Source organism: Pseudomonas solani (genome assembly GCF_026072635.1).
GTDB classification, from domain to species: Bacteria; Pseudomonadota; Gammaproteobacteria; order Pseudomonadales; family Pseudomonadaceae; genus Metapseudomonas; species Metapseudomonas solani.
In genome coordinates, this window is record NZ_AP023081.1 from 755,331 (window position 1) to 775,652 (window position 20,322).

Annotated in this window: 17 protein-coding genes; 1 reads left to right on the top strand and 16 read right to left on the bottom strand. The window is 64.0% G+C overall.

The features are described 5' to 3' along the window. Positions 1-10: 10 nt before the first annotated feature. Complete coding sequence (locus tag PSm6_RS03605; RefSeq protein ID WP_021219419.1) at positions 11-1,123, bottom strand: S-(hydroxymethyl)glutathione dehydrogenase/class III alcohol dehydrogenase; 1,113 nt, start codon at positions 1,121-1,123, stop codon at positions 11-13. A gap of 104 nt (positions 1,124-1,227) precedes the next feature. Here PSm6_RS03605 and PSm6_RS03610 point away from each other — a divergent pair, with 104 nt between their 5' ends. Then, positions 1,228-2,139: a LysR substrate-binding domain-containing protein gene (locus PSm6_RS03610; protein ID WP_021219420.1), complete on the top strand. Its 912-nt coding sequence runs from the start codon at positions 1,228-1,230 to the stop codon at positions 2,137-2,139. On the opposite strand, the gene ispD is transcribed toward PSm6_RS03610, so the two are convergent. The 15 genes from ispD to bamA all read right to left on the bottom strand — a co-directional run bounded on the left by ispD (position 2,115) and on the right by bamA (position 20,293). After that, positions 2,115-2,825: a 2-C-methyl-D-erythritol 4-phosphate cytidylyltransferase gene (ispD, locus tag PSm6_RS03615; RefSeq protein WP_021219421.1), complete on the bottom strand. Its 711-nt coding sequence runs from the start codon at positions 2,823-2,825 to the stop codon at positions 2,115-2,117. The genes PSm6_RS03610 and ispD overlap by 25 nt on opposite strands. Then, positions 2,822-3,103 (bottom strand): cell division protein FtsB, encoded by a 282-nt coding sequence (gene ftsB / locus PSm6_RS03620; RefSeq protein WP_021219422.1) that lies wholly within the window; start codon positions 3,101-3,103, stop codon positions 2,822-2,824. The genes ispD and ftsB overlap by 4 nt, the downstream gene beginning before the upstream one ends. Positions 3,104-3,163: 60 nt before the next feature. Then, on the bottom strand, positions 3,164-4,453 hold the full coding sequence (gene eno, locus PSm6_RS03625; protein WP_021219423.1) for a phosphopyruvate hydratase: 1,290 nt from the start codon (positions 4,451-4,453) through the stop codon (positions 3,164-3,166). Positions 4,454-4,599: 146 nt separating this feature from the next. Then, positions 4,600-5,445: a 3-deoxy-8-phosphooctulonate synthase gene (kdsA, locus tag PSm6_RS03630; RefSeq protein ID WP_021219424.1), complete on the bottom strand. Its 846-nt coding sequence runs from the start codon at positions 5,443-5,445 to the stop codon at positions 4,600-4,602. A gap of 3 nt (positions 5,446-5,448) precedes the next feature. Next, entirely contained in the window at positions 5,449-7,080 is a 1,632-nt protein-coding gene (gene pyrG / locus PSm6_RS03635) for a CTP synthase (RefSeq protein WP_031287661.1), read from the bottom strand. A gap of 165 nt (positions 7,081-7,245) precedes the next feature. Beyond that, complete coding sequence (tilS, locus tag PSm6_RS03640; RefSeq protein ID WP_031287663.1) at positions 7,246-8,559, bottom strand: tRNA lysidine(34) synthetase TilS; 1,314 nt, start codon at positions 8,557-8,559, stop codon at positions 7,246-7,248. Positions 8,560-8,605: 46 nt separating this feature from the next. After that, positions 8,606-9,556, bottom strand: coding sequence for an acetyl-CoA carboxylase carboxyl transferase subunit alpha (gene accA / locus PSm6_RS03645; protein ID WP_021219427.1), 951 nt, complete (start codon positions 9,554-9,556; stop codon positions 8,606-8,608). Positions 9,557-9,668: 112 nt separating this feature from the next. Further along, on the bottom strand, positions 9,669-13,193 hold the full coding sequence (dnaE, locus tag PSm6_RS03650; protein WP_021219428.1) for a DNA polymerase III subunit alpha: 3,525 nt from the start codon (positions 13,191-13,193) through the stop codon (positions 9,669-9,671). Positions 13,194-13,334: 141 nt separating this feature from the next. After that, on the bottom strand, positions 13,335-13,937 hold the full coding sequence (gene rnhB, locus PSm6_RS03655; protein ID WP_021219429.1) for a ribonuclease HII: 603 nt from the start codon (positions 13,935-13,937) through the stop codon (positions 13,335-13,337). After that, complete coding sequence (gene lpxB, locus PSm6_RS03660; RefSeq protein ID WP_265169559.1) at positions 13,937-15,070, bottom strand: lipid-A-disaccharide synthase; 1,134 nt, start codon at positions 15,068-15,070, stop codon at positions 13,937-13,939. Before lpxB ends, rnhB begins: the two co-directional genes overlap by 1 nt. Positions 15,071-15,074: 4 nt before the next feature. After that, a complete protein-coding gene (gene lpxA / locus PSm6_RS03665; RefSeq protein WP_021219431.1) occupies positions 15,075-15,851 on the bottom strand; it encodes an acyl-ACP--UDP-N-acetylglucosamine O-acyltransferase in 777 nt (258 codons plus the stop codon). Further along, positions 15,848-16,288 (bottom strand): 3-hydroxyacyl-ACP dehydratase FabZ, encoded by a 441-nt coding sequence (gene fabZ / locus PSm6_RS03670; protein ID WP_031287666.1) that lies wholly within the window; start codon positions 16,286-16,288, stop codon positions 15,848-15,850. The genes lpxA and fabZ overlap by 4 nt, the downstream gene beginning before the upstream one ends. A gap of 46 nt (positions 16,289-16,334) precedes the next feature. After that, positions 16,335-17,393, bottom strand: coding sequence for a UDP-3-O-(3-hydroxymyristoyl)glucosamine N-acyltransferase (lpxD, locus tag PSm6_RS03675; protein ID WP_021219433.1), 1,059 nt, complete (start codon positions 17,391-17,393; stop codon positions 16,335-16,337). Between the two features lies 1 nt (position 17,394). Beyond that, positions 17,395-17,898 carry an OmpH/Skp family outer membrane protein gene (locus PSm6_RS03680; protein WP_031287668.1) on the bottom strand — a complete coding sequence of 168 codons (504 nt, stop codon included), beginning with the start codon at positions 17,896-17,898 and terminating at the stop codon, positions 17,395-17,397. 43 nt (positions 17,899-17,941) lie between these two features. After that, the gene (gene bamA, locus PSm6_RS03685; RefSeq protein WP_021219435.1) at positions 17,942-20,293 is read right to left on the bottom strand and encodes an outer membrane protein assembly factor BamA; all 2,352 of its coding nucleotides are present in this window, start codon (positions 20,291-20,293) and stop codon (positions 17,942-17,944) included. Positions 20,294-20,322 lie beyond the last annotated feature (29 nt).

The window sequence follows — 20,322 nt, forward strand, 5'->3', positions numbered from 1 at the left end:
TCTAGCTGGCTCAGTAATGAATGACGGTGCGGATGCTCTTGCCTTCATGCATCAGGTCGAAGGCTTCGTTGATGCGGTCCAGCCCCATGGTGTGGGTGATGAAGGTATCCAGCGGGATCTCGCCCTTCTCGGCCTTTTCCACATAGCTCGGCAGCTCGGTGCGGCCTTTCACGCCGCCGAAGGCCGAACCGCGCCAGACGCGACCGGTCACCAGTTGGAACGGACGGGTGCTGATCTCCTGGCCGGCACCGGCGACACCGATGATCACCGACTCGCCCCAGCCCTTGTGGGCGCACTCGAGGGCGGCGCGCATCAGTTGCACGTTGCCGACGCACTCGAACGAATAGTCGACGCCGCCGTCGGTCAGCTCGACCACCACGTCCTGGATCGGCTTGTCGTGGTCCTTCGGGTTGATGAAGTCGGTCGCGCCCAGCTCACGGGCCACATCGAACTTGGCCGGGTTGATGTCGATGGCAATGATGCGCGAGGCCTTGGCCATCTTGGCGCCGATGATCGCCGCCAGGCCGATGCCACCCAGGCCGAAGATGGCCACGGTGGCGCCCTCCTCCACCTTGGCGGTGTTGAGCACCGCGCCGATGCCGGTGGTCACGCCGCAACCCAGCAGGCAGACCTTCTCCAGCGGCGCTTCCTTGGGAATCTTCGCCAGGGAAATTTCCGGCACCACGGTGTACTCGGAGAAGGTCGAGGTGCCCATGTAGTGGTAGATCGGCTGGCCGTTGTAGGAGAAACGGCTGGTGCCGTCGGGCATCAGGCCCTTGCCCTGGGTGGCGCGCACCTTCTGGCACAGGTTGGTCTTGCCCGATTTGCAGAACTTGCACTCGCGGCATTCGGCCGTATAGAGCGGGATCACGTGGTCGCCCACAGCCAGGGAGGTCACGCCCTCACCCACCGCCTCGACGATGCCGCCACCTTCGTGGCCGAGGATGCAGGGGAACGCGCCTTCGGAATCCGCACCGGAGAGGGTGTAGGCGTCGGTGTGGCAGACGCCGGTGGCAACGATGCGCACCAGCACTTCGCCGGCTTTCGGCGGAGCGACGTCCACTTCAACGATCTGCAGGGGTTTGCCGGCCTCGAAGGCAACGGCGGCGCGCGACTTGATCATGGTGACTCTCCAGTGGATTTAACGATGGCAGGGAGTGTAGATGAGCGCTCAATGGTAAATAATCCGCCACAAAGCAAAACATTATTGCTGCAAAGGGATAATCGATGAGCCGCTGGGAAGGACTGGATGAATTCGTCGCCGTGGCCGAGACCGGCCGCTTCACCGCTGCCGCCGAGCGCCTGGGACTGTCCTCGTCCCATGTCAGCCGCCAGGTGGCGCGGCTGGAAGAGCGCCTGCAGACCCGCCTGTTCTATCGCAGCACACGCAAGGTCGCGCTGACCGAAGCCGGACAGACCTTCCTGCAGCACTGCCAGCGCCTGGTGGATGCACGCGACGAAGCCTTGCGCGCGGTCAACGACCTCACCGGCGAGCCCAAGGGGCTGCTGCGCATGACCTGCGCCGTCGCCTACGGCGAGCGCTTCATCGTGCCCCTGGTGAATGAGTTCATGGCCCGGCACCCGCAGTTGCGGGTGGAGATCGAGCTGAGCAATCGCCCGCTGGACCTGGTCCACGAGGGCCTGGACCTGGCCATCCGCCTCGGTCGCCTGCAGGATTCGCGGCTGGTGGCCACGCGCCTGGCGCCCCGGGTCATGTACCTGTGTGCCGCGCCCTCCTACCTGGAACGCTACGGTCGCCCCCACAGCCTGTCGGAGCTCGGCCGGCACAACTGCCTGATCGGCAGCTCAGACCAGTGGAGCTTCCTCGCCGAAGGGCGGGAACAGACGGTACGGGTGCAAGGCAACTGGCGCTGCAACAGTGGCGAGGCGGTGCTGGATGCGGCGCTGCGAGGCTTCGGCCTGTGCCAGCTGCCGGACTATTACGTGCTGGAGCACCTGCAGAACGGCCGGCTGGTTTCACTGCTGGAGCAGCATCAGCCGCCGAACACGGCAGTCTGGGCGATTTATCCACAGCAGCGTCACCTGTCGCCCAAGGTGCGCCAATTGGTGGATCTGCTGAAGGAAGGCCTGGCGAGCCACCCGGCCTATCGCGATCAGTGCCGGCCGGCCCAGCGCTGACGCAGCCAGTCGAGGTCTTCCGGGCGGGTGACCTTGAGGTTGTCCGCACGCCCTTCGATCAGGCGCGGCGACTGCCCCGACCATTCGATGGCCGAGGCCTCGTCGGTCACGGCGACGCCTGAGACCAGGGCATCGGCCAGGGAGCGATGCAGGCTGCCAAAGCGGAACATCTGCGGCGTATAGGCCTGCCAGATGACGCTGCGGTCGACGGTCTCGGCCACACGACCATCAGGCCCGGCACGCTTCAGGGTGTCGCGCGCCGGCACCGCCAGCAGGCCGCCGATAGCGTCATCGGCCAATTCGGCCAGCAGCAGGTCGAGATCACCGCGCGACAGGTTGGGCCGGGCAGCGTCGTGCACCAGCACCCAGTCATTCGGGCGTGCGCCCAATTCGTCCAGGCGCAGCAGCGCCTTGAGCACGGTATCGGCACGTTCCTTGCCGCCATCCACCCGCTCGATGCGCGAATCGCTGGCGCAATCCAGTTCGGGCCAGTACGGGTCATCGACGGACAGGCCGACCACCACGCGCTTGAGGTTCGGATGGTCGAGGAAGCAGGCGAGGCTGTGTTCGAGGATGGTCCGCCCGGCCAGTTCCAGGTACTGCTTGGGGCGGTCGGCACGCATCCGGGCGCCGACGCCGGCGGCCGGGATCACGGCCCAGAAGGCGGGGAGTTCGGGGGTATTCATTCGGCCAGCTGGTAGAGGGTCTCGCCCTCTTTGACCATGCCCAGTTCGTGACGCGCGCGCTCTTCCACGGTCTCCATGCCCTTCTTGAGCTCGGAAACTTCGGCCTCGAGGATGCGGTTACGTTCCAGCAGGCGTTCGTTCTCGCCCTTCTGGTCGGCGATCTGCCGCTCGAGGTCCGTCACCTGCGCCAGGCTGCCGTCGCCCACCCACAGGCGATACTGCAACCCGGACAAGGCCAGGATCAGTACGACGAACAACCAGTAAGGGGATTTGGCCATCGAAAAAGAGGTTTCCATACGAAAAGGGCAGCTTTCGCTGCCCTTTTTATCATCCCCGGCTTAGCCGCGGAACTCGGCACGACCACGGTAAGGCGCCTTTCCGCCCAGTTGCTCTTCGATGCGCAGCAGCTGGTTGTACTTGGACACGCGGTCGGAACGGCACAGGGAGCCGGTCTTGATCTGGCCGGCGGCGGTGCCTACGGCCAGGTCGGCGATGGTGCTGTCCTCGGTTTCACCGGAGCGGTGGGAGATCACCGCGGTGAAGCCAGCGGCCTTGGCCATCTGGATGGCTTCCAGGGTTTCGGTCAGCGAGCCGATCTGGTTGAACTTGATCAGGATCGAGTTGCCGATGCCCTTCTCGATGCCTTCCTTGAGGATCTTGGTGTTGGTGACGAACAGGTCGTCGCCCACCAGCTGGATCTTCTCGCCGATCTTGTCGGTGAGGATCTTCCAGCCAGCCCAGTCGGACTCGTCCAGGCCGTCTTCGATGGAGATGATCGGGAAGCGCTCGGTCAGGCCTTTCAGGTAGTCGGCGAAGCCTTCGGCGTCGAACGACTTGCCTTCACCGGACAGGTTGTACTTGCCGTCTTCGAAGAATTCGCTGGCAGCGCAGTCCAGGGCCAGGGTCACGTCGGTGCCCAGCTTGTAGCCGGCATTGGCGACGGCTTCGGCGATGGCGGCCAGGGCGTCTTCGTTGGAGGTCAGGTTCGGGGCGAAGCCACCTTCGTCACCCACGGCGGTGTTCAGGCCACGGGCCTTCAGCACGGCTTTGAGGTGGTGGAAGATCTCGGTGCCCATGCGCAGGCCATCGGAGAAGGTCTTGGCGCCAACTGGCTGGACCATGAACTCCTGGATGTCGACGTTGTTATCGGCGTGCTCGCCACCGTTGATGATGTTCATCATCGGCACCGGCATGGAGTACTGGCCCGGGGTGCCGTTGAGGTTGGCGATGTGCGCGTACAGCGGCAGGTCCTGGTCCTGGGCGGCGGCCTTGGCGGCGGCCAGGGACACGGCGAGGATGGCGTTGGCGCCCAGGGAGGCTTTGTTCTCGGTGCCGTCGAGGGCGATCATCGCCTGGTCGAGTGCTTTCTGGTCGACCGGGTCTTTACCCAGCAGCAGGCTGCGGATCGGGCCGTTGATGTTGGCAACGGCTTTCAGCACGCCCTTGCCCATGTAGCGGCTCTTGTCGCCATCGCGCAGCTCGAGGGCTTCACGGGAACCGGTGGAGGCACCGGACGGCGCGCAGGCGCTGCCGACGATACCGTTGTCCAGGATCACATCCGCCTCGACGGTGGGGTTACCGCGGGAATCCAGGACTTCACGGCCCTTGATGTCGACGATCTTTGCCATTGTTGTTAGCACTCCAAAGTTGACGATGACGCTGCAGCGGAATTAGAGGGGCGGCGCGGGCGGACGTTCACTTGGGCAGATCCGCCCTTGATCTGACCGATCGGTCAGATAACGCGCGCCCGGCACTTTACCGGAGATTTGCCCGTTCAGGCAGTCTCGATCGGCGGAAAACTCTTGACCAGATCATCCAGCTGCTTGAGCTGGGCGAGGAACGGTTCCAGCTTGTCCAGGCGCAGGGCGCAGGGGCCGTCGCACTTGGCGTTGTCCGGATCCGGGTGCGCCTCCAGGAACAGGCCGGCCAGGCCCTGGCTCATGCCGGCCTTGGCCAGGTCGGTGACCTGGGCGCGGCGGCCACCGGCGGAGTCGGCGCGACCACCCGGCATCTGCAGGGCATGGGTGACGTCGAAGAACACCGGGTACTGGAACTGCTTCATGATGCCGAAGCCGAGCATGTCCACCACCAGGTTGTTGTACCCGAAGGAGGAACCGCGCTCGCAGAGGATCAGCTGGTCGTTACCCGCCTCTTCGCATTTGGCCAGGATGTGTTTCATCTCCTGGGGCGCGAGGAACTGGGCTTTCTTGATGTTGATCACCGCACCGGTCTTCGCCATCGCCACGACCAGGTCGGTCTGGCGGGAGAGGAAGGCCGGCAGCTGGATGATGTCGCAGACTTCGGCGACGGGCGCGGCCTGATGCGGCTCGTGCACGTCGGTGATGATCGGCACGCCGAAGGTCTTCTTCACTTCCTCGAAGATCTTCAGGCCCTCTTCCAGGCCGGGGCCGCGGAAGGAGCTCACCGACGAGCGGTTGGCCTTGTCGAAGCTGGCCTTGAAGACGTAGGGGATACCGAGCTTGTCAGTGACCCTGACGTATTCCTCGCAGACCTTCAGTGCCAGGTCGCGGGACTCCAGCACGTTCATGCCGCCGAACAGCACGAAGGGCTTGTCGTTGGCGATCTCGATGTCACCGACGCGGATGATCTTCTGCGCCATGGGTCAGGCCTTCTTCGCTTTCTGCGCCAGGGCGGCGTTGACGAAGCCGCTGAACAGCGGGTGACCGTAACGCGGCGTGGAAGTGAACTCCGGGTGGAACTGGCAGGCGACGAACCAGGGATGATCCGGAGCCTCGACCACTTCGACCAGGGCGCCGTCGCCGGAGCGACCGGTGATCTTCAGCCCCGCTTCGCGCAGTTGCGGCAGCAGGTTGTTGTTCACTTCGTAACGGTGGCGGTGGCGCTCGACGATCTCGTCCTTGCCGTAGCAGGCATGCACCAGGGAGCCGCTTTCCAGCTGGCAGGCCTGGGCGCCAAGGCGCATGGTGCCGCCCAGGTCGGACGCCTCGGTACGGATCTCGGTGGCACCGGTGGCATCTTCCCACTCGGTGATCAGGCCCACGACCGGGTGGCCGCTGGCCTTGTCGAATTCGGTGGAGTTGGCGTCGGTCCAGCCCAGCACGTTGCGGGCGAACTCGATGACCGCCACCTGCATGCCGAGGCAGATGCCCAGGTAGGGGATCTTGTTCTCGCGTGCGTATTTAACGGTGGTGATCTTGCCTTCCACGCCACGCAGGCCGAAACCGCCGGGAACCAGGATGGCGTCGACGCCTTCCAGCAGGCTGGTGCCCTGGTTCTCGATATCTTCGGAATCGATGTAGCGCAGGTTGACCTTGGTGCGGTTCTGGATGCCGGCGTGGCTCATCGCTTCGATCAGCGACTTGTACGCGTCCAGCAGCTCCATGTACTTGCCGACCATGGCGATGGTGACGTCCTTCTCCGGGTTCAGCTTGGCATCGACGACGCGATCCCATTCGGAGAGGTCGGCACCGCCACACTGCAGGCCGAAGCGCTCGACGACGAAGTCGTCCAGGCCCTGAGCATGGAGCACGGAAGGAATCTTGTAGATGGTGTCGACGTCCTGCAGGGCGATGACCGCGCGCTCTTCCACGTTGGTGAACAGGGCGATCTTGCGACGCGAAGACAGGTCGACTTCATGGTCGGAGCGGCAGATCAGTACGTCGGGCTGCAGACCGATGGAGCGCAGTTCCTTCACCGAGTGCTGGGTCGGCTTGGTCTTGGTCTCGCCGGCAGTGGCGATGTAGGGGACCAGGGTCAGGTGCATCAGCATGGCGCGCTTGGCGCCCACTTCCACGCGCAGTTGGCGGATGGCCTCGAGGAAGGGCTGGGACTCGATGTCACCCACGGTGCCGCCGATCTCGACCATCGCGACGTCGGCATCGCCGGCGCCCTTGATGATGCGACGCTTGATCTCGTCGGTGATGTGCGGGATGACCTGGATGGTGGCGCCCAGGTAGTCACCACGGCGCTCCTTGCGCAGCACGTCCTCGTAGACGCGGCCGGTGGTGAAGTTGTTGTTCTGGGTCATGGTGGTGCGCACGAAGCGCTCGTAGTGGCCCAGGTCGAGGTCGGTCTCTGCGCCGTCCTCGGTGACGAACACTTCACCGTGCTGGAAGGGGCTCATGGTGCCGGGATCGACGTTGATGTACGGATCCAGCTTGAGCATGGTGACCTTCAGCCCCCGCGCTTCCAGAATGGCGGCCAAGGATGCCGAGGCGATGCCTTTCCCCAATGAAGAAACAACACCACCCGTGACGAAGATGTAGCGCGTCATGAAAAACCCTAGAAGTCTGCGTTTAGGCGGAAGGCCGCCGGGGAGAGCGAAGTAAGGCCGAAGCCTGCAATCTGGAACAGTGCCAAAACGGCAAACTCCCGCCGACTCCGAAGGAATCAGCAAGAGCTCTGTAAGACGGGAGCGTAGTCTACCGGAAAGACCCTTTCAGCTCAAACCTTGGTCATTCGTCGGCGGTGTCCAGCGCAGTCGCCAGCGCGCATCCGCAGGTCCGGCGAGGCCCGGGAGATTGGCCACGGCAAGCAGTTCACCGCCGCGGTAGAGCAGTGGCAGGCGCCCACGGACGAACGCCGGCAGGCCGCTCTCGTTGAGCAGGCGCTTGAGGTCGCGACGCCCGCGCCCCGCGACATCGAGCACTTCGCCGCCTTGGCGGTAGCGCACCTCGAGCGCGCCTTGCGGGGGCTCGCCGACAAGCTGCAACTGGCCGTTGCCGGGCAACTCCAGCACCTTGCCGGGCTCAGGCCACTGCCCGCCCGCCAACAGCCCCTGCTGCCAACTGCCGGGCAACCACCACAGCCGTCCGTCGGCGCGCCGCAGTTCTCCGCCCTCGAGTTTCCAGACCGGGCTGGCACTGGAGCCGGCATCACGCAAGTCATCCCAGCCCGCCCAGTGCCCGCTGTCCGGCATCGCGGTGAACGCGTTGAGCCAGTGGCGCAGGGCATTGCGCTGCCGGGCCGGAGACAAGCCGATCAACGGCGCCAGCTCCAGGGACGGCAGCAGCAGCCAGGGGAAAGCGCTGTCGGTACGTGCCGCCTGCAAATCCAACTGCGCCAGTTCGCCGAGCAGCGCTTCGCCTTCGGCCAGATGCTCGGCACTGCGGGCGATACTCGACGACACCTGCGGCCAGCGCTCGGCAAGTGCCGGCATGATCCGTTGACGCAAGTAGTTGCGGGAGAATTCGGTGTCATCGTTGGACGGGTCCTCGACCCACTCCAGCCCCAGCTCACGCGCACAGGCTTCGAGTTCAGCGCGAGGCACCTGCAGCAGCGGCCGAAGCAGAACACCATCCCCCAGCACGCGACTGCCCGGCATACCCGCCAGGCCACGCACCCCTGCGCCACGCAGCAGGCGGAACAGCAGGGTTTCCGCCTGGTCGTCACGGTGCTGGGCACTCATCAGCACCTCCCCTGCCCCGAGCCGAGCGATGAAGGCGGCATAACGGGCATCGCGCGCAGCACGCTCCAGGCTGTTGCCCGGCGCCACCCGCACCCGCGCCACATCCAGCGGCACACCCAGCCCGTCGCATATGCGCTGGCAATGGGCAGGCCAGGCCTCTGCAGCGGGCTGCAGGCCGTGGTGAACATGGATGGCGGAGAGAGGTGGCAGGCGCTCGCGTTCGGCGAGGCGCACCAGGAGGTGCAGCAGGACGGTGGAATCCAGCCCTCCGGAGAAGGCCACCCGCCAGGCCGGTGCGTCACGCCAGGGGGCGACGGCAACCAACAGGAGGGATTCGAGCTTCAGGACGAGCGAGTGGCCGCTTGCGGTCACGCGCTCGTCCCCATGGCCGTCAGGCCACGCCATAGCTCATCAGGCGCTCGTAACGACGAGCCAGCAGGTCGTCGGTGTCGAGCTTCTTCAGGGCTTGCAGTTGCGAAGTGAGTTCTGCACGAATCGACGCGGCAGCTACGGCCGGTTCGCGATGGGCGCCACCCAGGGGTTCGCCGATCACCTTGTCGACGATGCCCAGGCCCTTGAGGCGCTCGGCGGTGATGCCCATCGCCTCGGCGGCATCTGGTGCCTTCTCGGCGGTTTTCCACAGGATGGACGCGCAGCCTTCCGGCGAGATCACCGAATAGGTGGAGTACTGCAGCATGTTCAGGCGGTCGCAGACGCCAATGGCCAGCGCACCACCGGAACCACCCTCACCGATGACGGTGGCGATGATCGGGGTCTTCAGGCGCGCCATCACGCGCAGGTTCCAGGCGATGGCTTCGCTCTGGCCACGCTCTTCGGCATCGATGCCCGGGTACGCGCCGGGGGTGTCGATGAAGGTGAGGATCGGCATCTTGAAGCGTTCGGCCATTTCCATCAGGCGGCAGGCCTTGCGATAACCCTCGGGGCGCGGCATGCCGAAGTTGCGGCGTACCTTTTCGCGCACTTCACGGCCTTTCTGGTGGCCGATGATCATCACCGGCTGGTCGTCCAGGCGGGCAACGCCACCGACCAGGGCCGCGTCGTCGGAGAAGTGGCGATCGCCATGCAGCTCGTCGAACTCGGTGAAGATGTGCTCGATGTAATCGAGGGTGTAGGGGCGGCGCGGGTGGCGTGCCAACTGGGCGATCTGCCAGCTGGTCAGGTTGCCGAAGATGCTTTCGGTGAGCGCGCTGCTCTTCTCCTGCAAGCGGGAGATTTCATCGGTGATGTTCAGCGCGTTGTCGTTGCCGACCAGGCGCAGCTCCTCGATCTTGGCTTGCAGGTCAGCGATCGGCTGTTCGAAATCCAGAAAATTCGGGTTCATAGGCTTCCGTCGTGCGCGTGGGGCCAGGCGGCTGGTTCCATTTGACGCCCTACCTTAAAGGAAGGGCGCGTGCGGGTCGAGAAAACGAGGGGCGACCGGGCGCCCCTTCGCTTCAGCGGTAGTGCAGGAAGACGTTGTCGCGCCCGAACTGGTCACGCAATGCCTGAATCAAAGCGTCGGCGGGGTCGATCCGCCACTGCTCACCGAACTGCAGCAACGCCTTGGCACTCGCTCCACTGTAGTCCAGCGTGATCGGGCAGGAGCCACGATGGCGATTGCACAGATCAGCCAGCCAGCGCAGGCGATCGCCCTGCAGGGCGCTGTGGTCGACCTTCATCCGCAGGCTCTCGGCGAGCCCCGTGCGGGCCTCCTCCAGGCTCATCACGCGCTTGGCACGCAGGCGCAGGCCGCCGGAGAAATCGTCGTGGCTGACCTCGCCCTCGACCACCACCAGCGCGTCGGTCTGCAGCAATGCACTGGCGGAGTTGAAGGCATCGGCGAAAAGCGACGCCTCGATGCGACCGGAACGGTCGTCGAGGGTGATGAAGCCCATCTTATCGCCCTTCTTGTTCTTCATCACCCGCAGGTTGACGATCAGGCCGGCGATGGTCTGGGTGTCACGCGCAGGCTTCAGCTCGACGATGCGCTGGCGGGCGAAGCGACGCACCTCGCCTTCGTATTCGTCGATCGGGTGCCCGGTGAGGTAGATCCCCAGGGCATCCTTCTCGCCCTTGAGCCGCTCCTTGAGGGACAGCTCCTTGGCGTTGCGATGGTTGGCGTACATGTCCGCTTCGGGTTCGGCGAACAGGCCGCCGAACAGGTCCATGTGTCCGCTGTCGTGGCTGCGCGCCGTCTGCTCGGCAGCCTGGATGGCTTCCTCCATGGACGCCAGGAGCACCCCGCGGTTGCGGTCGATGCCCGCCTGGTAGGCCTTGGGCTCTTCGCTGAAGAACGGGCCGAGGCGATCCAATGCGCCGCCTCGGATCAGGGCGTCCAGGGTGCGCTTGTTGACGCGCTTGAGGTCGATGCGGTTGCAGAAGTCGAAGAGGTCCTTGAACGGGCCACCTTCGGCGCGGCATTCGGTGATCGCCTCAACGGGGCCCTCGCCCACACCCTTGATGGCGCCCAGGCCGTAGATGATCTGCCCGGCGTCATCGACGGTGAAGCGGTATTCGGAGTTATTCACGTCCGGCGCGACGATGCGCAGCTTCATGTTCCGGCACTCTTCGATCAGCGTCACCACCTTATCGGTGTTGTGCATGTCCGCCGTGAGTACCGCAGCCATGAAGGGCGACGGGAAGTGCGCCTTGAGCCAGGCGGTCTGGTAGGAGACCCAGCCGTAGGCTGCCGAGTGGGATTTGTTGAAGCCGTAGCCGGCGAACTTTTCCACCAGGTCGAAGATGTTGCCCGAGAGGTTCTCGTCGATACCGTTGCTGGAGCAGCCTTCGATGAAGCCGCCACGCTGCTTGGCCATCTCCTCGGGCTTCTTCTTGCCCATGGCACGGCGCAACATATCCGCGCCGCCGAGGGTGTAGCCCGCCATCACCTGGGCAATCTGCATCACCTGTTCCTGGTACAGGATGATGCCGTAGGTGGGCTTGAGCACGGGCTCGAGGCCCGCGTACTGGTAGTCCGGGTGCGGGTAGGACAGCTCGGCCCGACCGTGCTTGCGGTTGATGAAGTCGTCCACCATGCCCGATTGCAGCGGGCCCGGGCGGAACAGCGCCACCAGGGCGATCATGTCTTCCAGGCAGTCGGGCTTGAGCTTCTTGATCAGCTCCTTCATGCCGCGGGATTCGAGCTGGAAGACCGCGGTGGTCTCCGCCTTCTGCAGCATGTCGTAGGTTTTTTTGTCATCCAGCGGGATGCGGTCGATATCCACCAGGGGCTTGCCTTCCTTGACCCGCTCCCGGTTGATCATCTCCATGGCCCACTTGATGATCGTCAGCGTACGCAGGCCGAGGAAGTCGAACTTCACCAGGCCGGCAGCTTCAACGTCATCCTTGTCGAACTGGGTCACCAGGCCGCCACCCTCCTCGTCACACGCGATGGGCGAGAAGTCGGTGAGCTTGGTCGGCGCAATCACCACGCCACCGGCGTGCTTGCCGGTACCACGGGTGATGCCTTCGAGCTTCAAGGCCATGTCCCAGATTTCCTGGGCTTCCTCGTCGACCTTGAGGAAGTCGCGCAGCGCCTCCTCCTGATTGAAGGCGGCCTCCAGGGTCATGCCCACTTCGAAGGGAATCATCTTCGACAGGCGATCGGCCAGGCCGTAGGACTTGCCCTGCACCCGCGCCACATCGCGCACCACCGCCTTGGCCGCCATGGAGCCGAAGGTGATGATCTGGCTTACCGCGTTGCGCCCGTATTTGTCGGCCACGTAGTCGATCACGCGGTCACGGCCGTCCATGCAAAAGTCGACGTCGAAGTCCGGCATGGAGACCCGCTCGGGGTTGAGGAAGCGCTCGAACAGCAGGTCATAGGCCAGCGGGTCAAGGTCGGTGATCTTGAGTACGTAAGCCACCAGGGAGCCGGCACCCGAGCCCCGACCAGGGCCCACCGGCACGTCGTTGTTCTTGGCCCACTGGATGAAGTCGGCAACGATCAGGAAGTAACCGGGGAAGCCCATCTGGATGATGGTGCCCAGTTCGAACTCCAGCCGGTCGATGTAAAGCTGGCGCTTTTCCTCGTAGTCGGGCGTGGTGTCCTTGGGCCAGAGCACCTTGAGGCGTTCTTCCAGCCCCTCGTAGGAGGCGTGGCGCAGGTAGTCGTCGATGCCCATGCCGTTGGGCGTCGGGAAGTCGGGCAGGAAGTGCTTGCCCAGCTGCACCTCGATGTTGCAACGCTTGGCGATCTCGACGGTGTTCTGCAGCGCCTCGGGAATGTCGGCGAACAGCTCGGCCATCTCCTCCGGGGACTTCAGGTACTGCTGGTCGGAGAAGTTGCGTGGCCGGCGCGGATCGTCAAGGACGCGGCTCTCGCCGATGCAGACGCGGGTCTCGTGAGCATCGAAGTCGCCGGGCTTGATGAAGCGCACGTCGTTGGTCGCCACCAGCAGGGCACCACAGCGGTCTGCCAGGGCGACGGCTGCGTGCACGTGCTCCTCATCGTTGACCCGGGAGGTGCGCTGCAGCTCCAGGTAGAAGCGATCGGGGAAAACGGCCTGCCACTCGGCCAGCAAGGCCTCGGCCCCCGCCTGGTCGCCGTTGAGCAGCGCCATGCCAATCTCGCCCTCCTTGGAACCAGAGAGGGCGATCAGGCCTTCGGCGGCCTCCTTCACCCAGTCGCGCTGGATGATCACCAGGTCGTTGCTCTGGCCTTCCGACCAGCCCCGGGACACGAGTTCGGTAAGGTTGCGATAACCCTTGGCGTTCATCACCAGCAGGGTCATGCGCGTCAGCGGGCCGTCCTCATAAGGGCTGGCCAGCCAGATGTCGGCGCCGCAGATCGGCTTGATGCCACCGCCCATGGCCGCCTTGTAGAACTTAACCAGGGAGCACATGTTGCTCTGGTCGGTGACCGCGACGGCGGGCATACCGGCCCCCGCAACGGCCTTGATCAGGGGCTTGACCCGTACCAGGCCGTCGACCAGGGAGTATTCGGAATGCAGACGGAGATGGACGAAGGCGACAGTCATGGCGGTCCTATTCAAAACGCAAAAACGGCAAGGCCGGGATTGTACAGCGGAAGCGGCAGCAGGCTTCAAGTCGGAAACGGCCGCTTGCCGGAACGTGCTCCGGCAGGCCGATCAAATGAGGATCAGGCGGGCTGACGAGCGTCAGTCGGCGCCTTCGATCACCGCCCGTACCGGCGCGAATGAGCGCCGGTGAATGGGCGTAGCGCCCAGGCGGCGCAAGGCTTCCAGATGCACGGGAGTGGGGTAACCCTTGTGCCCGCCCATGCCGTAGCCGGGGTACAGCGCGTCCAGTTCCTGCATCTCGCGGTCACGGCTGACCTTGGCCAGGATCGAGGCAGCGGCGATGGCCGGCACCTTGGCGTCGCCCTGGATCACCGGTGCGCTGGGCACGGCGAGCTTCGGGCAGCGGTTGCCGTCGATGAGCGCCAGTTTCGGGGTGATGCTCAGCCCTTCGACCGCACGCTGCATAGCCAGCATGGTGGCGTGGAGGATATTCAGGCGATCGATCTCCTCCACCTCGGCGCGGGCAATGCACCAGGCCAGGGCCTTCTCGCGGATCTCGTCGAACAACGCCTCACGGCGTGCCTCGGTGAGCTTCTTCGAATCATTGAGGCCAAGAATGGGGCGCGCGGGATCGAGGATCACCGCAGCGGTGACCACGGGGCCGCAAAGCGGGCCACGGCCCACCTCGTCGACGCCGGCAACCAGTTCTTCCACCAGGGCGAAATCCAGTCCGAGTTGCATCAGCGGCTCCCTATCAGCTCGAGTACTGCACTGGCCGCTTCCTTGGAAGCGTCGAGGCGCAGAGTACGATGGATCACGTCGAAGCCCTCGGTCTGCACATCACCGCCATCGAGCAGCGGCACCAGCGTCTGCGCCAGCGCCTCCGCCGTGGCCGCGTCCTGCAGCAACTCGGGAACCAGCAGGCGCTGGGCCAGCAGGTTGGGCAGCGAAACATAGGGGCTTTTCACCAATCGCTTGAGGATGCGATAGGTCATGGGGGCAACCTTGTAGGCCACCACCATCGGGCGCTTGTACAGCAAGGCTTCCAGGGTCGCGGTACCCGATGCGATCAACACCGCGTCGCAGGCCGCCAGGGCCTGGTGCGAGCGGCCATCGAGCAGCGTCAGCGGCAGGTTCCGGCCCGCCAGCATCTGCTCCAGCTGCTGGCGTCGAGCGGGGCTGGCGCACGGCAGTACGAAGTGCAGGCCCGAACGCATGGAACGCATGCGCTCGGCAGCATCGAGGAACAGGCTGCCGAGCTTGCCCACCTCGCCGCCCCGGCTGCCGGGCATCAGCGCAACCAGCGACACATCCTCCGGGACGTCGATGGCCGCGCGGGCGGCGGCACGGTCGGCCTGCAACGGAATGGTGTCGGCGAGCGGGTGCCCGACGAAACGCACGGGCACCTGATGGGCCTCGTAGAACTGCGCCTCGAAGGGGAACAGGGTGAGCATCAGGTCGCAGCCTTCACGAATCTTCAGCACGCGCTTCTGCCGCCAGGCCCACACGGAGGGGCTGACGTAATGCACGGTGCGAATGCCGGCGCGACGCAACTTGAGCTCGACGCCCAGGTTGAAGTCGGGGGCGTCAATACCGATGAAAACGTCCGGGCGTGCGTCGATCAGGGTGGCGATCAGCCGCTTGCGACGGCGCAGCAGCTCAGGCAGGCGGCCGAGTACCTCGACCAGCCCCATCACCGCGAGACGCTCCATGGGGAAATAGGAAACCAGCCCTTCGGCCTCCATCAACGGTCCACCGACGCCAATGAATTCGGCATCGGGGTGACGGGCTTTGAGGGCTTGCATGAGGCCGGAGCCGAGAATGTCGCCGGACGCCTCGCCGGCGACCAGCGCGATGCGCAATGGACGGGTCATGGGCTCAGCGGGTGATGCCGCGGGTCGAGGACTGGATCGAGTCGCGGAACACCGCAACCTCGGGGAACTGTTCGGAGGATTCGGCCAGCTCGGCGAGCGCCTGCTCGACGGTCAGCCCCTGGCGGTAGACCACCTTGTAGGCACGGCGCAGGGCCTGGATCGCCTCGGCGGAGAAACCACGACGGCGCATGCCCTCGAAGTTCATGCTGCGCGCCTCGGCGGGGTTGCCGAACACGGTGACATAGGCCGGAACATCTTTGCCGATGGCGGTGCCCATGCCGGAGAAGCTGTGGGCGCCGATGCGGCAGAACTGGTGGACCAGGGTGAAGCCGGAGAGGATCGCCCAGTCATCCACATGGACATGGCCCGCCAGCGCGGTGTTGTTGACCAGGATGCAATGATTGGCGATCACGCTGTCGTGGCCGATGTGCACATAGGCCATCAGCAGGTTGTGGTCGCCAATGGTGGTTTCGGATCGGTCCTGCACGGTACCCCGGTGGATGGTGACGCCTTCGCGGATCACATTGTGATCGCCGATCACCAGCCGGGTGGGCTCGCCCTTGTATTTCAGGTCGGGCGTGTCCTCGCCTACCGAAGAAAACTGGTAGATGCGATTGTGCTTGCCGATGCGGGTCGGGCCCTTGATCACTACATGGGGGCCGACCACGCTACCCTCGCCGATTTCCACATCGGGTCCAATGATCGACCAGGGGCCGACCTGGACGTCATCCGCCAGCCGAGCTGACGGATCGATGATGGCGCGAGGGTCGATCAAACTCATAATTTGCGTTCCGCACAAATGATTTCGGCCGAGCAGACTTCCTTGCCATCGACACTGGCCTGGCACTCGAACTTCCAGATGCTGCGCTTGACGCTGCGGAAGCTGGCTTCGAGGATCAGCTGGTCACCCGGCAGCACCGGCTGGCGGAAGCGCAGCTTGTCGGAGCCGACGAAGTAATACAGGGTGCCGTCGGCCGGCTTCACGTCGAGCATCTTGAAACCGAGAATGCCGGCAGCCTGGGCCATCGCTTCGATGATCAGCACGCCCGGCATGATCGGGTGTTCGGGGAAGTGGCCGTTGAAGAATGGCTCGTTGATGCTGACATTCTTGTAGGCGCGAATGCGCTTGCCTTCGATATCCAGATCCACGACCCGATCCACCAGAAGGAAAGGGTAGCGGTGCGGCAGGTATTCGCGAATCTCGTTGATGTCCATCATTTTCCTGGAGCCTTAAAAGGGGATTGGGGATGCGGCGCTGCGCGGGTCACGCATCAGATGAAGCATCCCCGCCCGGGGTCACTGACGCCAGGCGCTTTTCCAGCTGTTGCAGACGACGCGCCATGTCATCCAACTGGCGAATCCTGGCTGCGCTCTTCTTCCAATCCGCCGCAGGTTGCATAGCGGTACCGGAGGAATAGGCACCAGGCTCGGTAATGGAACGGGTGACCATGGTCATGCCGGTGACGAACACGCCATCGCAGACCTCGATATGCCCGACCATGCCGACGCCGCCTGCAATCATGCAGTTGCGGCCGATCTTGGTACTGCCCGAAATGCCCACGCAACCGGCCATAGCGGTGTTGTCACCGATCTGGACGTTGTGGGCGATCATGATCTGGTTGTCCAGTTTCACACCGTTGCCGATCAGGGTGTCGGCCAGGGCGCCACGGTCGATGGTGGTATTGGCACCCACCTCGACATCGTCGCCCAGGGTGACGCCGCCGATCTGCGCGATCTTCTGCCAGACGCCCTTCTCGTTGGCGAAGCCGAAGCCCTCGCCACCGATCACCGCGCCCGACTGGATGACCACACGCTTACCGATGCGGACATCGTGGTAAAGCGTGACTCGCGGCGCCAGCCAGCCACCCTCGCCCACCACGCTGCGGGCACCGATGACGCTGTAGGCGCCAACGGTGACGCCCGCGCCAATCTGCGCACCGGACTCGATCACCGCGCCAGGCCCGATGCTCGCCGACGGATCGACGATGGCATCGGCCGCGACTACCGCACTCGGATGGATACCGGCAGGGGAGACGGGTTTGGGATCGAACAGGTGGGAGAGCCGGGCGTAGGCCAGGTAGGGGTTGGGCACCAGAAGCGCGTCACCGGTGAAGCCTTCGGCATCGGCCGGGGTCAGCAGCACGGCGGCAGCGCGGGTATCGACGAGAAACTTGCGGTACTGCGGATTGGCCAGGAAGGTCAGCTGATCGGGGCCAGCGTCCTGCAGGGTGGCCAATCCGGAGACAACCCTTGCCTCGTCGCCACGCAAGGTGGCGTCGAGACGCTCGGCCAACTGGCCGAGGGTAAAGGTCGGGGCGGTCATATCAGCGCAGTTGGTTCATGCGCTCGATGACCTGGCGGGTGATGTCGTACTGAGGTTTGACATCGATCACCGCACCACGCTCCAGCACCAGGTCGTAGCTGCCCTTCTTCAGGACTTCTTCGACGGCCTGGTCCAGCTTCGGCTTGAGCTGCTTGAGCATTTCGCGATCAGCCACGGCCTTGGCTTCGTTCAGTTCCTTGGACTGGAACTGGAAGTCACGGGCTTTCTGCTTGAATTCGAGCTCCAGGCGTTCACGCTCGGCCTGCTGCATCTTCTCGCCTTCCTTGACCAGGCGATCCTGAATGCGCTTGGCGTCGCTTTCCAGGGTCTTCAGCTTGGTCAGCTGCGGGCCGAACTTCTTCTCGGCATCAACGGCGTACTTCTTCGCCGAATCCGATTCGAGGAGCGCCATCTGATAGTTCAGTACCGCAACCTTCATCTCGGCAAAAGCCGGAGAGGCCATCAGGGCCGCGGCAACCAGAACGATTTGAGTCAACTTACGCACGATGCACTCCTGCAACAAACACTGTTGTCTTCTTGATCAGCAATTAGAAAGTCTGGCCCAGGGAGAACTGGAATACCTGGGTGTCGGCATTGTCCGGCTTCTTCACCGGCATGCCCAGGCTGAAGCTCAACGGCCCCAGCGCGGTGATCCAGGTCAGCCCCACACCCACGGAGCTGGCGAGGTCGCCTGCGTTGATGCTGCTGCAGTTGGTCGCGGTGGACGAGCAACTGGTGTCGAACACGTTACCCACGTCCCAGAACAGCACGGTACGCAGTTGGCGCTGGTCCTTGACGAAGGGCAGCGGGAACAGCAGCTCTACGCCGCCCTGTACCAGCACGTTGCCACCGAAGGGCAACGGATCCTGGTCCGGGTCGGTGATGGTACCTGGGTTTTTACCCTTACTTGGAGTACTGCGCGGGCCGAGGCTGCTGTCTTCGAAGCCACGCACCGAGTTGAAGCCGCCGGCGAAGTAATGCTCGTAGAACGGCAGTTCGGAGGTGGAGCCGTAGCTGTCGCCGTAGCCCAGTTCGGTGTGCCAGCGCAGCGCGGTGTTCTGGCTCAGCGGGGTGAACAGCTGGGCGCGGTAGTCGAGTTTGAAGAACGACAGGTCGCTGCCCGGCAGGGTGCTTTCCAGCACCAGGCTCTGGGAATGACCGCGGTTGGCCAGCACGCCACGGTTCAGTGTGGACTCGGACCAGCCAATGGAGCCCTTGAAGTTCAGGTAGCTGTCGCCTTCCTGGCGGATGAAGTCGAAGATCTCGTCGACGGTGTACAGGCCGGTGTCGATCTCGTCCTGCTGCACGGTCAGGCCGAAGGTCAGGCGCGAGGTCTCGTTGATCGGATAACCAACGCTGACGCCGCCACCGAGGCTGTTCACCGAGTAGCTGGATACGTCGACATCGAGGTCGTCGTAGTCGGTGGTGCGATAGAAGGCGTTGTAGCCCAGGCTCACACCGTCGACGGTCCAGTAGGGGTCGACGAAACCGAAGTTGTAGCGGGTCTGGTACTCGGAGCGGGTCAGACCGATGCTGACCTTGTTACCGGTACCGAGGAAGTTGTTCTGGCTGATCGAGCCACCGAGGATCAGGCCTGCGCTCTGGGCGAAGCCGACGCTGGCGGTGATGGAGCCGGAGGGCTGCTCTTCCACGCTGTAGTTGACGTCCACCTGGTCGTCGGTGCCGGGGACCTGCGGGGTCTCGACGTTGACTTCCTTGAAGAAGCCCAGACGCTCGAGGCGGGTCTTCGACTGATCGATCAGGTAGGTCGACGCCCAGCCACCTTCCATCTGACGCATTTCGCGGCGCAGCACTTCGTCCTCGGACTTGGTGTTGCCACGGAAGTTGATGCGGTTGACGTAGGCACGCTTGCCCGGGTCGACGGCGAAGGTCACGGATACTGTGTGATCCTCATCGTGTGCCTGGGGCACGCCGTTGACGTTGGCGAAGGTGTAACCCTCGTTGCCCAGGCGGCGGGTGATCAGCTCGGACGTGGTGGTCATGATCTTGCGGGAGAAGACCTGACCTTCCTTGACCAGCAGCAGCGCCTTCACTTCCTCTTCAGGGACCTTCAGGTCGCCGGAGAGCTTGACGTCGCGAATGGTGTACTTCTCGCCCTCGTCGACGTTGACGGTGATGTAGACGTGCTTCTTGTCCGGGGTGATGGACACCTGGGTGGAGGAGATGTCCATGTTGATGTAGCCGCGGTCCAGGTAATAGGAACGCAGGCGCTCCAGGTCACCGGAGAGTTTCTCGCGGGCGTACTTGTCATCGTTCTTGAAGAAGGACAGCCAGTTGGTGGTTTTCAGCTCGAAGAGGCCGATCAGGTCCTCATCGGGGAATACCGTGTTGCCCACCACGTTGATGTGCTGGATCGCGGCAACCGTGCCTTCGTTGATGTTGATCTTCAGCGCGACACGGTTGCGCGGCTGCGGGATCACTTCGGCGTCGATCTCGGCGGAGTAACGGCCCTGGGCCACGTACTGGCGCTGCAGTTCGTTACGCACGCCTTCGAGGGTGGCACGCTGGAAGATCTCGCCCTCGGAGAGGCCGGACTGCTTCAGGCCCTTGAGCAGGTCTTCGCTGGTGATGGCCTTGTTGCCCTCGATTTCGATGCTGGAAATCGACGGGCGCTCGACAACGGTGATCACCAGAACGCCGTTGTCACGGCCAAGCTGGATGTCCTGGAAGAAACCGGTCTTGAACAGGGCCCTAGTGGCTTCAACCAAGCGGCGGTCATCCGCCTGATCGCCGACGTTGAGCGGCAGAGCACCGAACACGCTGCCGGCGGATACCCGCTGCAGGCCGTTTACGCGGATGTCGGAGATGGTGAAGGACTCGGCGTGAACTTCGCCGATCATGAGTGCGGCGAGCACCGCAGTTAGCAGCAGGCGTTTCATGAAGTCCTTTTTTATTCCAACTGATAATA

Bases quoted from the DNA above. Each gene is read 5' to 3' on its own strand.
- dnaE (WP_021219428.1), bottom strand. From the start codon at position 13,193: ATGACTGTCGCCTTCGTCCATCTCCGTCTGCATTCCGAATACTCCCTG.
- ftsB (WP_021219422.1), bottom strand. From the start codon at position 3,103: ATGGCCAAATCCCCTTACTGGTTGTTCGTCGTACTGATCCTGGCCTTG.
- accA (WP_021219427.1), bottom strand. From the start codon at position 9,556: ATGAACCCGAATTTTCTGGATTTCGAACAGCCGATCGCTGACCTGCAA.
- kdsA (WP_021219424.1), bottom strand. From the start codon at position 5,445: ATGGCGCAGAAGATCATCCGCGTCGGTGACATCGAGATCGCCAACGAC.
- rnhB (WP_021219429.1), bottom strand. From the start codon at position 13,937: ATGCAACTCGGACTGGATTTCGCCCTGGTGGAAGAACTGGTTGCCGGC.
- PSm6_RS03610 (WP_021219420.1), top strand. From the start codon at position 1,228: ATGAGCCGCTGGGAAGGACTGGATGAATTCGTCGCCGTGGCCGAGACC.
- fabZ (WP_031287666.1), bottom strand. From the start codon at position 16,288: ATGATGGACATCAACGAGATTCGCGAATACCTGCCGCACCGCTACCCT.
- ispD (WP_021219421.1), bottom strand. From the start codon at position 2,825: ATGAATACCCCCGAACTCCCCGCCTTCTGGGCCGTGATCCCGGCCGCC.
- PSm6_RS03605 (WP_021219419.1), bottom strand. From the start codon at position 1,123: ATGATCAAGTCGCGCGCCGCCGTTGCCTTCGAGGCCGGCAAACCCCTG.
- bamA (WP_021219435.1), bottom strand. From the start codon at position 20,293: ATGAAACGCCTGCTGCTAACTGCGGTGCTCGCCGCACTCATGATCGGC.
- lpxD (WP_021219433.1), bottom strand. From the start codon at position 17,393: ATGACCGCCCCGACCTTTACCCTCGGCCAGTTGGCCGAGCGTCTCGAC.
- lpxA (WP_021219431.1), bottom strand. From the start codon at position 15,851: ATGAGTTTGATCGACCCTCGCGCCATCATCGATCCGTCAGCTCGGCTG.
- eno (WP_021219423.1), bottom strand. From the start codon at position 4,453: ATGGCAAAGATCGTCGACATCAAGGGCCGTGAAGTCCTGGATTCCCGC.
- lpxB (WP_265169559.1), bottom strand. From the start codon at position 15,070: ATGACCCGTCCATTGCGCATCGCGCTGGTCGCCGGCGAGGCGTCCGGC.
- pyrG (WP_031287661.1), bottom strand. From the start codon at position 7,080: ATGACGCGCTACATCTTCGTCACGGGTGGTGTTGTTTCTTCATTGGGG.